This window comes from Halobacteroides halobius DSM 5150, assembly GCF_000328625.1.
Taxonomy (GTDB): domain Bacteria; phylum Bacillota; class Halanaerobiia; order Halobacteroidales; family Halobacteroidaceae; genus Halobacteroides; species Halobacteroides halobius.
Window position 1 is genome coordinate 293,956 of the sequence record NC_019978.1, and the last position, 13,080, is coordinate 307,035.

Here is a 13,080-nt window from a genome sequence, read left to right on the forward strand (position 1 = left end):
TAATAAGAAAAATATATTATTACTAGGAGGTGAGTAAATGGGAGAGTTATTTGGAACAGATGGCGTTAGAGGTGAAGCAAATCAAGATATTACAGCAGAACTAGCCTTTAAATTAGGTAAAGCAGGTGCACATTATTTAACTGATGGAAAAGAGGCTAAGGTCTTAATTGGTAAAGACACTAGGGTATCTGGGGATATGCTAGAAGCTGCTTTGGTAGCAGGAATTACTTCTTTAGGTTTTGATGTAATTAAAGTAGGTGTAGTACCTACTCCAGTAGTTGCTTATTTAACAAGGAAGTTAGATGTAGCAGCAGGAGTAATGATTTCAGCTTCTCATAATCCAGCTTGTGATAATGGGATCAAGTTTTTTGATCAAGATGGTTTCAAATTATCAGACCAGGATGAAGATGAGATTGAAGATGTCTTCTTCAATCAGTTAGATGAACTACCTGTTCTTGCTGGTGATAAAGTAGGAATGGCTAAAAGTGTAGATGGATATGTAAAAGAGTATATTGATTATATCCAAACAACAGTTGATAATAGTTTTGCAGGATTAAAAATTGTTGTTGATACTGCTAATGGGGCTGCATGTGAAGTAAGTCCTCAAGTTTTATCCCAGTTAGGTGCTAAAGTAGTATTGCTTAATGATACTCCAACTGGTACAAATATTAATGTAGAATCTGGTTCTACTCATCCAGAAGTAGTTCAGGAAGCTGTAGTAGAGCGTGGAGCAGATTTAGGTATAGCTCATGATGGTGATGCAGATAGAGTAATTGCAGTTGATGAAAAAGGACAATTAGTTGATGGAGATTATATTTTAGCTATTTGCAGTAGACAGTTGATAAAAGAAGGAAAATTAGCAGATAATAAAGTTGTAGCAACTAAGTATAGTAATTTAGGTTTACACCAATCTTTAGAAGAAGTAGATGGAGAAGTAGTAGTAACTAAAAATGGTGATCGTTATGTGTTAGCTAAGATGCAGGAAAAAGGATATAATTTAGGTGGAGAAAAGTCAGGTCATATTATCTTTTTAGATTATAATACAACTGGTGATGGATTATTAACTGCTTTACAACTAATTGACGTTGTACAAAAGACTGGCCAACCACTTTCTAAGTTGCGACAACAGATGGAAGAATTACCTCAATTATTAGTTAATGTTGAAGTAGAGAGCAAAGCTTGGGAAGCTAATAAGAAAATTCAAGAGGCTATTACAGAGGTAGAAAAAACTTTAGAGGGTGAAGGACGAATTTTTGTCAGAGCGTCTGGTACTGAACCCGTAATTCGAATTATGGTGGAAGGTCAAAATAAGAATCAATTAGAAGAATTGGCTAATGATGTAGCTGAGGTGGTTAAAAAAGAATTAAATTGAAATTGTAAACTGTAAATTATAATTATAGCGCCCGGACTCACAATTAAACTAATTGATAATGGACAATGGACAATTTACAATTAAAAATCTTCTAAACCATTATCAATTTTCAATTCTCAATTGCAGTTAGTTGTGAGTTGACGAGGAAGGGGAATTATCGATCAATCGGCGGATGCCCCTAGGTTAGTAGCTATTAACCTAAAGAGGTAAGGAACTTCTTAAACTAAGCTCTTAAAACTTGTGAGTAATTACAAGGATAAAGGAGCTTAGAATAGTATTGTAAATTTAAATTTCAGAGGAGGTCAATATATGTGTGGAATTGTCGGTTATATCGGTAAACAAGATGCTACTTCTATCTTAGTTGATGGACTTAATAGATTAGAGTATCGTGGTTATGATTCTGCAGGAGTAGCACTTTTTAAAGATAATGAAATTGATGTTGTTAAGACAGTGGGAAAGTTAGCTGATTTAGAAGAATTAGTAGCTGATGAACAGCCATCAGGTACAATTGGTATTGGGCATACTCGGTGGGCTACTCATGGTAAACCCTCTACTCCTAATGCTCACCCACACACTAGTGCTAGCGGGAAGTTTGTGGTAGTTCATAATGGAATTATCGAAAACTATGTTGAGTTAAAAGAGGAGTTACAAGAAAAGGGTTACCACTTTGAATCTGAAACTGATACAGAGGTTATTCCTCATTTAATTGAAGAAAATTATACAGGAGATTTAGAAGAGACTGTTAGACAGGTAGTGGCTAAATTAGAAGGTTCTTATGCGTTAGCAATTCTTTCTACTGAAGAACCAGATAAATTAATTGTTGTCAGAGAGGATAGCCCATTAATTATTGGTCTAGGTGATGATGAGTATTATATTGCTTCTGATATTCCTGCTATTTTAGAGTATACAGATGAAGTTTATATCTTAAATGATGGTGAGATGGGTGTTATTACCCGAGAGACTATTGATTTATCGACTGTAGATGGTAAACCAGTGGAAAAGGAAGTATTTGAAGTTGATTGGGATCCAGGTATGGCTGAGAAGGCTGGATATGACCACTTTATGTTAAAAGAGATTCATGAGCAGCCAGAAGCATTAAGTCAATGTCTTGCTGGTCGGTTAGATACTACTGATATTTCCTTAGATGACGTCAATCTAACTGCTGATGAGCTTAAGCAGTATGACCGGATTCAAGTGATTGCTTGTGGTACAGCTTATAATTCTGGTTTAGTAGGTAAATATGCAATTGAAAAGTTGGCTCGGATTCCTGTGGAAGTTTATATTGGTTCGGAATATAGGTATCGAGATCCAATTATTGATGATCGAACATTAGTAATTGTAGTTAGTCAATCAGGAGAGACTGCTGATACTTTAGCTGCTTTACGAGAGGCTCAGGATAAGGGTGCTAAAGTAATTGCTATCTGTAATGTAGTTGGTAGTACTATTCCTCGTGAAGCTGACGAAGTATTGTATTTACAAGCTGGACCAGAGATTGCAGTTGCATCTACTAAGGCCTACATTACTATGTTAATGGCGTTTTATATGTTAGCAATCTATTTTGGCCGGGCCAAAGATCTCTTAGCAGATGAGGATAGTCGACGTTTGATTACAGCATTAAAAGCTTTACCTAAGCAGACTCAACAGTTAATTGATGAGAATGAAGATAAGATAAAAGCATTAGCTTCTGAATTTGCTAATCAAGAAAATAGTTTCTTTATTGGGCGAAGTATAGATAATGCAGTAGCTATTGAAGGTGCTCTAAAGCTAAAAGAAATTTCTTATATTCATGCTGAGTCTTATGCAGCTGGAGAATTAAAGCATGGTACTTTAGCTTTAATTGAAGAAGGAGTACCAGTAGTAGCATTAGCTACTCAAGAGTCTGTATTAGATAAGACATTAAGTAATGTAAAAGAGGTTAAAGCTCGTGGTGGAGTTGTGACTGGAGTTACTCTTGCTGGTGAAAGAGAGATTGAGGATCTTGATTATCGAATTGAGATTCCAGAGACAGAAGAGTTATTAACTAGTATCTTAGCAGTTGTTCCTTTACAGTTGCTTGCTTATTATGTAGCAGTAGAGCGAGGCTGTGATGTTGATCAACCACGAAACTTAGCTAAAAGTGTGACAGTAGAATAGATAAAAAAGCTTGGCCCTGAGAATAAATTCTCAGGGCCAAGCTTTTTTATTAGTAAGATTAAATTCAACATAGTGTAAAATAAGTGTAGGTTGTTTTAGTTCAAAAACTAGAAAAGGGACTCCTCTTTTGATAAAGTGTTAAGTGACTAGCAAAACACAAAAAGGAGGAGCCCCTCATGGATACAATTATACAACAATTTGGAGAAGAAATTAAGGAAAATACAGAAGAATTTTTAGTAAATATTGCTATGGATAATGATGAAAGCATTTCAGATTTTATAAGATCGCTTAGAAAAGATATGGATAAGTTAGGAAGAGAGTTGTGCAAGTATTTAATTGAAAGCTTAGATGAAATGATTATGGAGAGTCCAAATCGCAGGGAGAAATGGGAGATAGTTAAGAAGAAAGATAGAACATTAATTACTGAGTTTGGTGAAGTTAAGTTTAATCGGAGATACTATAAATCAAAGTTTAATGGTGAATATCAACACCTAGCAGATAAGAAATTAGGTATAGGCAAATATCAAAGAATAGACAGAGGATTAGAAGCAGAGATAGTAGATTTAGCAGCAGATGAATCCTATGCTAAAACAGGAACTGAAGTAGTAGATAGCTTAGAAATAAGTAAACAAACAGTAATGAATAAGATAAGAAAATTAGATAAAATAGAAAATGATGAATTAAATAAGCCAAGTGAAAAGAAAGAAGTAGAATATTTATATGTAGAGGCTGATGAAGACCATGTTGCCTTGCAAAATGGTAATAATTCAATTCCTAAATTGGTATATGTACATGAAGGAATTAGTAAAGAACAAGGTAGAAATAAATTAAAAAATAGTTATTGTTTTTCAGGTGTATATAGTAAAGCTGAAGATCTTTGGTTAGAAGTAATGGATTATATAGATGCTAATTATAAATTAGATAGTATTAAGCAGATTTATTTAGCAGGAGATGGAGCACTTTGGATTAAAGAGGGTTTAAAATGGTTGCCTAAAAGCAAACAGATATTGGATAGATATCACTTGAATAAATATGTTCTAAAAGCTACAGCACATGCTGAGAAGCTTAGATTTAAACTTTGGGAAGGAATTAATAGTTTAGATAGAGCTAAGGTCAAAGAAACTTTTAGTGAGTTAATGTCCAAGGCTGAAAAAGAATCAAAGAAGAGAGCTATAAGACGCAGCAGAAGTTATATTTATAATAATTGGGAAGGTATAGTGAATTATTATAAGGATGATAATGCTCTTGGATGCAGTGCAGAAGGTCATGTTAGCCATATATTGTCTGATAGACTAAGCTCACGACCAATGGGTTGGTCTAAACAGGGAGTAGACCAGATGGCAAGATTGAGAGCTTTTAAGTTTAACGGAGGGAAATTAAAAGATTTACAAAAGATGATATTAGAAAAGGAAAGAGAGAAATATAAAGAAGATAATTTAGTAAAAATAGAATCAAAAGTAGTGAGTAAAAGATTAAAGAAAAAATATAAGGGAAAACATGAGAATATACCCAGCATAAGTAAAGGCATAAGAAGAGGTTTGTTTAGAGCTGTTAAGTCACTGGTTTAATTTATTGAAAGAGGAATCTTAAATTTTCACCTACAAAAACTTGACACAATCAAATTCAAATAGATTATTTACAATGCCCTAAAAAAAATATAAAATTATATTATTAGCTAATAATATAATTTTATATTTTTTAAGCTTTGCTAGAATAGACTTATATTTAAGTAATATATTGGTAATAACAAGATTAGTAAATAAGTTAGAAGGAGGCATTAAAATGGAAAATAAAAAAGAATACAATCATAATGAGGAGATTACTAATGCAATTTTACATGGGGTAGGATTAGGTTTAGCTATTGCTGCATTAGTAATTTTAATTATTTTTGCTGATCGCTCTGATAATCTATTATACATGACTAGTTTTATTATTTATGGTTCTACTTTAGTAATCCTTTATTTAGCTTCTACGCTTTATCATAGCTTTCCTGAGGGAAAAGTAAAAGATATTTTTCAAATTTTAGATCATTCATCTATTTATCTATTAATAGCAGGAACATACACTCCAATAACTCTAATAACTTTAAGTGGTAAATTGGGTTGGACTATTTTTGCTATTGTGTGGGGGATAGCTCTATTTGGAATTATACTGGAAGTAGCTTTTAGTAAAAGATATAAACTGCTTTCTACTTTGCTTTATGTAGTTATGGGTTGGTTGATTATTTTTGCTATCAAACCTTTATTATTAATGATGAATGAGACTAGTATTGTATTTTTAGTAATTGGAGGAGCTTTATATACAGTAGGAGCAATTTTTTATCTTTGGCGAAAGTTAAAATATAATCATGCTATTTGGCATCTCTTTGTATTAGCGGGTAGTATATGTCATTTCTTTACTATATTGTTTTTGGAATTTAATTAAGAATAGAAGGTGATTTTGTGAAGGGGTTGGGAATTGATATTATAGAGATTGAACGAATTAAGAAAGCAATCAAGAAACGGGCCAATTTTAAAAAACGTTTTTTTACAGAAATTGAAATAGAGTATTGTGAAGAGTACAAAATACCATGGTCTCATTATGCAGGGAGATTTGCTGCTAAAGAAGCGGTAGTTAAGGCTTTAGGGACAGGGTTTCGTGAGTTTAAGTGGCAGGATATAGAGATTATTAATGATAATTTAGGTAAGCCAGAAGTTAATTTATATAATCAAGCCCAGAAGATAGCTCATAAGAAAGGAATTGAAGAGATTATGCTGAGTATTTCTCATAGTCGTGATTATGCTGTAGCTCAGGCAATAGCTTTATAGTGTATAGTTAATAGTTAAATCCAAATTATAAAATATTAATATAAGTGGTTATAAAGGTTTTACTTGTATTGTAGGGGGGGGTAGTGTGAAAGTAGTAACGGGTAAGCAAATGGCAATGATTGACCAGCAAACAATTAAAAAAATTGGAGTTCCAGGAGTTGTACTAATGGAACGGGCAGGGGTGAAAGTAGGAAAAGTTATATTAAATCAATTGGATAAATTTGATTCTAATGTAATTGTTTTGGCTGGAAAAGGGAATAATGGTGGTGATGGCTTTGTTATTAGTCGGTTCTTAGAAGCAAAAGGAATTAAGGTAGAAACAGTATTGCTAGGAAGTAAAGAGAAAGTTAGCGGAGATGCTAAGATTAATTTAGATGTATTATCTAATCTAGGCTCTCAAGTTAAGGAGATAAATAATAAAGAAGAAGCAGTTAGTTTAAAGCCTAGGTTGAAGGCGGCTGACTTAATCGTTGATGCCCTATTAGGGACAGGGATTAAGGGAAAGCTAAGGGGCTTATATCCAGATGTAATTGAGTTAGTTAATCAAGCCCCTACTAAGGTAATAGCAGTTGATATTCCTTCAGGAGTAGAAGCTGCTAGTGGAAAGGTTAGGGATTTAGCTATTGAGGCTAATAGGACAGTAACCTTATGCTTGCCTAAATTAGGCTTAATTCTTTATCCAGGGGCAGAGTATACAGGAAATTTAGAGGTAGTGGATATTGGATTACCTAAAAAAGTGATTAAAGACCAACAGATAGATAGTGAGTTAATTACTAGCCAAGTAGTAGCAGATTTTTTACCTATAAGAGAGAAAAAGAGTCACAAGGGAAGCTTTGGTAAATTATTGGTAGTAGCAGGGTCTACGGGAATGACAGGAGCAGCAGCTTTAACGGGCCAAGCTAGTTTACGTAGTGGAGCTGGTTTAGTAACAGTTGGAGTGCCAGCTAGTTTAAATCCTATTTTGGAAGAAAAGTTAACAGAGGCTATGACTTATCCTTTATCTGATAAGCAGGGGACTTTAGCTAAAGAGGCACTAACAGAGATTAAAGATTTGTTAAAAAAGAGAGATCTTTTAGCTATTGGCCCAGGTTTAAGAGTGAATAAAGAAATATCCTATCTAATCCATAGTTTAGTTAAAAATGTCGATAAACCACTAGTAATTGATGCAGATGGCTTAAATGCTTTAGATAATTTGAAATTATTAAAAGAAAGAGAAAAACCAACTATCCTAACTCCTCATCCAGGTGAATTGGCCCGCTTAATGGGGCAATCAATTGCCAAGATAGCAGAGGATCGATTAGAAATAGCTCAAAAGTTTGCCATTAAATATCAAGTTTATTTAGTACTTAAAGGCGTAAGAACAGTAATTGCTACTCCAACAGGAAGATTATATCTTAACCAAACTGGTAATTCTGGTTTAGCTACTGGTGGTAGTGGAGATATTTTGACAGGGTTAATTGCTGGTTTATTGGCCCAAAAGTCTAGTGTAACTGAAGCTATAGTAGCAGCAGTTTATCTACATGGTTTAGCTGCCGATTTGGCAGTTAAAGAGTTAACAGAATATAGTTTATTGCCCTCTGATTTAGTTCAGTATTTACCTCAGGCAATAAAGCAAGTAGTTAATGAAGGAGGTTTTTAAATGAAAGCAGTGGAAATTATGACTGAAAATGTGATTACTGTTGGCCCTAAAATGAAGATTAAGGAAGTAGCTCAGATAATGATAGAGAATAGTATTAGTGGTTTACCAGTAATAGAGGATGATAAGTTAGTAGGAATAATCAGTGAAGGAGATTTAATAGTTAAAGAGAAAAAATTAGATCTTCCTGATTATATTTATGTTTTAGGTGGTATCTTCTATTTAGAAAGTTTTGATGATTTTGAGCAGGATTTAAAAAAGATGGCAGGAATTGAAGTTGCAGATTTAATGACTAAAGATGTAATTACTGTTGGCCCTCAAAGTGATGTTATGGATATAGCCACTATTTTTGTAGAAGAAGGGGTTAATAGAGTTCCTGTAGTTAAAGATAATAAGTTACTAGGGATTGTGACTAGAGCAGATATTATACGATATATGCAAGAAGAGTAAAGCGAGTTTATTATTTTGACTATATAGGTGCTTTTTGGTATACTCTATTAGTGTGATTACACCCTAGTCTAGGGTGTAATCTTGTTTGAAAGGAGGATAATATGACTGATTTAATTGTTAGAAATTTACCAGGGCATATTGGCCCAGGAGATATTGTAGGTGCTTTTACCAATGAAATTGGTATGGATGGAAAGCAAATTGGTAAAATAGATTTTAATTCTGGAGCTGCTATTGTTGAAGTTGAAGATAGTGTAGCTCATAAAGCAGCTAAGATTATGGATAATAACCAGATAGCTGGAATTAGGGTACAAGTAGAGGTTGATGATGGATATAAAGAGAAATTAAAGGAAATTAAAAATTATACTGATAATTATAGGCATTTAGTTCAGTTAGAACGGGAAGAAGAAATGAGACGCCATGAGATAGAAATTAAAGAATTAAGTGCTAAGCAAAGAGAGAAAAAAGGGCGTGCTATTTTATATTTATCAGGTCGTGATGAAGGTCAAGGTTTTGGTGGTAGAGAATTAATTAAGTTTATTAGACAAAAAAAGGGAGAAAAGTTACCTGATACTGAAATTAGTGTTGGGGATTTAGTAATGTTAAGTAAAAATCGCCCTTTAGCTGATAATAATCCCACAGGTACTGTAGTAGAAAAGACTAATTATTCTCTAACAGTTGTTTTTGATAGTAATCCTGCTGGTTTTTTGTATGATAAAGGGTTAAGATTAGATTTATATGTTAATGATATTACTTTTCAGCGTATGTTAGATGCTTTAGGTAATTTGGAATCTGCAACGGGTAGATTAAAGGTGCTTAGAGATAAATTATTAGGCTTAGCTGATGTAGAGTTTAATCAATTACCTAAGATTGACTATTACAATAAAGATTTAAATGATTCTCAGCGTCAAGCTGTACGTTCTGCTTTAGCTGCTAAAGATTTCTTTTTGGTGCATGGTCCTCCGGGGACAGGAAAAACAATGACTTCTATTGAAATTTTACAACAAGAAGCAGGAGAAAAAAATATTTTAGCTACAGCTGATTCTAATACAGCAGTTGATAATCTTGTAGAAAGATTAGTTGCTAGAGGAGTTAAGGTATTACGGGTAGGACATCCCGCTCGAGTTAATTCATTAGTAAGAGAATATACGCTAGATCATATTATACAAGAGCATCCTAAATACAAAGAAGCAAGTCAACTAAGAGATAAAGCTTATAAACTTAGCAAGCAACAAGATGATAATCCTCAGTGTATATTTCCTAGTGGAGAAAATAGAAGAGGATTTAGTAATCAACAAATTAGGGATCTAGGTAGTAAAAATATTAATGGACGCCCGCGAGGATTAAGTCCTAAAAAGATAAAGGGAATGGCTAAGTGGTTAGAATTACAGGATGAAATTAATCAATTATTTAGTCAAATTGAAAGATTGGAAGATGAAGCAGTTACTGAGTTAATAGAAGAAGCTGAAGTTGTTTGTACCACTAACTCTACTGCAGGTTCTGAAGTTTTAGCAGAGCAAAATTTTGATTTGTTATTAATTGATGAGGCAACTCAATCTACTGAGCCAGCTGCTTTAATACCTGTAGTTAAGAGTAATAAGGTGATTTTGGTAGGAGATCATAAACAACTGCCGCCAACTATTTTAAATGAAGAGGCAGCTAGGAAGGGATTATCTAAATCACTATTTGAACGTTTATTAGAAGTTCATGGTGCAAAAATTAAAGAGATATTAAATGTACAGTATAGAATGAATCAAGCCATAATGAATTTTTCTAGTTCACAATTTTATGATCAGCAGTTGGTAGCAGCTAAAAAGGTTAAGGAATGGAATATAACTGATTTAAATATTCAACTCCCTAAAGGGAATTCACCTGCTGAAAAAGTCTTAAAAATAAAAGATGCAGTTGTCTTTTTAGATACATCTGGGATGAGTGCACCTGAGTACACTAAAGGAGATTCAACTTCACTTCAAAACAGAATAGAGGCTGAGTTAGTTTCTGAAATTATTAATCAAACTGTAAATACAAAGATTGATCTATCAGAGGTAGCAGTAATTACTCCTTATAAAGACCAGGTTGATTTAATTAAACAATTAATTAAGTTAGAAGAAGTTGAAGTAAATACTGTAGATGGTTTTCAAGGTAGAGAAAAGGAATTGGTGATTCTTTCTTTAGTTAGAAGTAATCAACAAGATAATATTGGTTTTCTAAGAGATATTAGAAGGCTTAATGTTTCTTTGACTAGGGCCAAGAAAAAATTAATTATTCTTGGTGATTCTTCTACAATAACTAGTCATGAGACTTATCAATCATTAGTAGAATATATAGAGAAGAACGGTTACCTGTATTCTCTATAAAGAAAATATTTTAATTGTAATCCCTTAATTTAACAGTCTTATATTTCCTTTTTAAATTACTAGATTTTATGATATAATGTTAGTGGTTAATGTGGAAAGTTAAGACCTTATAAGATAGATATCTCTAAGTTCTATAATTCTTAATATGAGGTGATAAGTTTATGGGCCAAGGTCGTCAGCTGGCAAATAAAACTCAGGGTGAGCAGGACAAGGCAGATAGTTTAAAAAGGCGCTTAAAGGAAGGGTATGCCCAAATGGCAGAACTCAATTTAAGGTTGGCCCAGGAGGGATTAATGGCTGATAGAGAAGCATACCAAAGAATATAGAATAAAAAGAGACGCTATTAGCGTCTCTTTTTACTCTATATATTTATGATGTATATTTTAATTATTATTTGTGGAGACTACTATTAGATAATATATTAAATAATAAATGTAATTTTGCCGTTAATTTACATTCACAGTATTAGGTGAACTTAAATATATTATCATAAATTGTAACAGTATAGGGAGGGGTCCTTTTTGAACAATTTGCAAAAGGCCATGGTTACTTTACAGGATAATTTTATAAGGGAAATGGATAAGGCTAAAGAAGTTCAACATGAGGAGATTAGTAATCGGTTGGTTATTGAGCGATTAAAGGAAAGGAAAGTTAAAGAGGAAATGAAGACAGGATATTTAGATATGGCTAAATTGAATCTTAAATTAGCTACTGAAAATTTCAGGTTAGAAAATAAAACTTTTTTTAATTATGAGGCCAGATTAGCGGAGTGTGATTAAATATGGGGGTTAAACGAGGAGACGTTTATTATGCAGACTTGAACCCAGTTGTGGGTTCAGAACAGGGTGGTATTAGACCTGTATTAGTTATTCAAAATGATATCGGCAATAAATATAGTCCTACAGTAATTATAGCGGCTATTACTTCAAAAATAGAAAAGGCTAAATTGCCGACTCATGTAGAGATTGATGGTAGCAAATGTGATTTAAAGTGTGATTCAGTCGTTCTACTAGAACAAATTAGAACTATTGATAAAAGAAGGTTAAAAAGAAGGGTAACTCGGTTAAATAGTGAAATGGTTGCTAGGGTAGATGAAGCCTTGCAGATAAGTTTAGGATTGATAGAGCTTTAGTTTATTTAACCATTCTACTTAAGGAAGTGTTAAAATGAAAAAGATTATCAAGTTTATAGAAAGTCTAAAAGGTGAATTAGTATCTACTCGGAGAAAATTACATAAATATCCAGAATTAGGATTTGAAGAAGTAAGGACTTCCCAACAAGTAGTCAACTTTTTGACTGAGTTAGGTTTAGAAGTAGAGCAAAAAGAAGAAACTGGAGTTGTAGGTTTATTGGATTGTGGCCAGGGGCCAACAGTAGCTTTACGCGCTGATATGGATGCTCTACCAATTTCTGAGCAAACTGAAGTTAGTTATAAGTCTTCTCATCAAGGAGTAATGCATGCTTGTGGACATGATGGACATATGGCTATTTTACTAGAGACAGCTAAAGTGTTAGTTGAATTTCGAGACCAATTATCAGGAAAGGTCAAATTTATTTTTCAACCAGCAGAAGAAGGACCGGGTGGGGCTCTTCCTTTAATTGAAGCTGGAGTTTTAGAGTCTGTAGATAATATTTTTGGCTTACATATTAATAATCAATTAACTACGGGGGTAATTGGGGTTCAGCCTAAAGCAGCATCAGCTGCAGCAGATGAACTTGATTTAATAATAAAAGGAGATAGTGGGCACGCATCAACTCCTCATCAGGGGGTGGATGCTATAGTTATTGCTAGTCAAGTAATAACTGCCCTTCAAAATATTATTAGTCGTCAAGTTAATCCTCATCAAGCAGCAGTAATTAATATAGGGACTATTAAAGGTGGCTATAGAAGAAATGTTATAGCTGATAAGGTAAAGTTAACCGGAACAGTAAGAACCACAGAGCCTAACTTAAGAGAGTTTATGCCCGAACGGATAGAACAAATAGTTGAGGGGATTACAATTAATCAAGGAGCTAGTTATGAATTAGATTATAATTTTGGCTATCCTGTTTTAATTAATTCTAGCTCTTTAGTAGATGAGTTATCGACAGTTATTGAATCTATACCTTATGTAGAAGAATTAAGATATTTATCACAGTCTTCACTAGGAGCAGAAGATTTTGCTTATTATTTAGAACAGGTTCCAGGTGTTTTCTTTAGATTAGGGGCAGCTAAACCAAGTGAAGATTATTATTCAGCCCACCATCCTAAATTTAATTTTGATGAAGAGGCACTTAAGATAGGAGTGGCTCTTTTTGTATATCTAGTATTTTATAAACTTTCTTAAA

12 protein-coding genes are annotated in these 13,080 nt (G+C 33.5%); all 12 read left to right on the top strand.

The window, feature by feature from the left end; genetic code table 11:
• Positions 1 to 37: 37 nt before the first annotated feature.
• Positions 38 to 1,372, top strand: a complete 1,335-nt coding sequence (gene glmM, locus HALHA_RS01425; RefSeq protein ID WP_015326018.1) for a phosphoglucosamine mutase — start codon at positions 38 to 40, stop codon at positions 1,370 to 1,372.
• A 309-nt stretch (positions 1,373 to 1,681) separates the two neighbouring features.
• Positions 1,682 to 3,505: a glutamine--fructose-6-phosphate transaminase (isomerizing) gene (gene glmS, locus HALHA_RS01430; RefSeq protein WP_015326019.1), complete on the top strand. Its 1,824-nt coding sequence runs from the start codon at positions 1,682 to 1,684 to the stop codon at positions 3,503 to 3,505.
• Between the two features lie 176 nt (positions 3,506 to 3,681).
• The gene (locus HALHA_RS01435; RefSeq protein WP_015326020.1) at positions 3,682 to 5,073 is read left to right on the top strand and encodes an ISLre2 family transposase; all 1,392 of its coding nucleotides are present in this window, start codon (positions 3,682 to 3,684) and stop codon (positions 5,071 to 5,073) included.
• 214 nt (positions 5,074 to 5,287) lie between these two features.
• Positions 5,288 to 5,929, top strand: a complete 642-nt coding sequence (trhA, locus tag HALHA_RS01440) for a PAQR family membrane homeostasis protein TrhA (protein WP_015326021.1) — start codon at positions 5,288 to 5,290, stop codon at positions 5,927 to 5,929.
• Between the two features lie 17 nt (positions 5,930 to 5,946).
• Positions 5,947 to 6,312 carry a holo-ACP synthase gene (gene acpS / locus HALHA_RS01445; RefSeq protein ID WP_015326022.1) on the top strand — a complete coding sequence of 122 codons (366 nt, stop codon included), beginning with the start codon at positions 5,947 to 5,949 and terminating at the stop codon, positions 6,310 to 6,312.
• Between the two features lie 85 nt (positions 6,313 to 6,397).
• Positions 6,398 to 7,951, top strand: coding sequence for a bifunctional ADP-dependent NAD(P)H-hydrate dehydratase/NAD(P)H-hydrate epimerase (locus HALHA_RS01450; RefSeq protein WP_015326023.1), 1,554 nt, complete (start codon positions 6,398 to 6,400; stop codon positions 7,949 to 7,951).
• Positions 7,952 to 8,398 (top strand): CBS domain-containing protein, encoded by a 447-nt coding sequence (locus HALHA_RS01455; protein WP_015326024.1) that lies wholly within the window; start codon positions 7,952 to 7,954, stop codon positions 8,396 to 8,398.
• Positions 8,399 to 8,499: 101 nt separating this feature from the next.
• Positions 8,500 to 10,752: an IGHMBP2 family helicase gene (locus HALHA_RS01460; protein ID WP_015326025.1), complete on the top strand. Its 2,253-nt coding sequence runs from the start codon at positions 8,500 to 8,502 to the stop codon at positions 10,750 to 10,752.
• 161 nt (positions 10,753 to 10,913) lie between these two features.
• Positions 10,914 to 11,078 (top strand): hypothetical protein, encoded by a 165-nt coding sequence (locus HALHA_RS13530; protein ID WP_015326026.1) that lies wholly within the window; start codon positions 10,914 to 10,916, stop codon positions 11,076 to 11,078.
• Positions 11,079 to 11,273: 195 nt separating this feature from the next.
• The gene (locus tag HALHA_RS01465; RefSeq protein ID WP_015326027.1) at positions 11,274 to 11,531 is read left to right on the top strand and encodes a hypothetical protein; all 258 of its coding nucleotides are present in this window, start codon (positions 11,274 to 11,276) and stop codon (positions 11,529 to 11,531) included.
• A 2-nt stretch (positions 11,532 to 11,533) separates the two neighbouring features.
• Positions 11,534 to 11,884, top strand: a complete 351-nt coding sequence (locus tag HALHA_RS01470) for a type II toxin-antitoxin system PemK/MazF family toxin (RefSeq protein ID WP_015326028.1) — start codon at positions 11,534 to 11,536, stop codon at positions 11,882 to 11,884.
• 34 nt (positions 11,885 to 11,918) lie between these two features.
• Entirely contained in the window at positions 11,919 to 13,079 is a 1,161-nt protein-coding gene (locus tag HALHA_RS01475) for a M20 metallopeptidase family protein (protein ID WP_015326029.1), read from the top strand.
• The last annotated feature ends 1 nt before the right edge of the window (position 13,080 follow it).

Coding starts and splice junctions, on each gene's coding strand:
- glmM (WP_015326018.1), top strand. CDS start 38: ATGGGAGAGTTATTTGGAACAGATGGCGTTAGAGGTGAAGCAAATCAA.
- glmS (WP_015326019.1), top strand. CDS start 1,682: ATGTGTGGAATTGTCGGTTATATCGGTAAACAAGATGCTACTTCTATC.
- HALHA_RS01435 (WP_015326020.1), top strand. CDS start 3,682: ATGGATACAATTATACAACAATTTGGAGAAGAAATTAAGGAAAATACA.
- trhA (WP_015326021.1), top strand. CDS start 5,288: ATGGAAAATAAAAAAGAATACAATCATAATGAGGAGATTACTAATGCA.
- HALHA_RS01455 (WP_015326024.1), top strand. CDS start 7,952: ATGAAAGCAGTGGAAATTATGACTGAAAATGTGATTACTGTTGGCCCT.
- HALHA_RS01460 (WP_015326025.1), top strand. CDS start 8,500: ATGACTGATTTAATTGTTAGAAATTTACCAGGGCATATTGGCCCAGGA.
- HALHA_RS13530 (WP_015326026.1), top strand. CDS start 10,914: ATGGGCCAAGGTCGTCAGCTGGCAAATAAAACTCAGGGTGAGCAGGAC.
- HALHA_RS01470 (WP_015326028.1), top strand. CDS start 11,534: ATGGGGGTTAAACGAGGAGACGTTTATTATGCAGACTTGAACCCAGTT.
- HALHA_RS01475 (WP_015326029.1), top strand. CDS start 11,919: ATGAAAAAGATTATCAAGTTTATAGAAAGTCTAAAAGGTGAATTAGTA.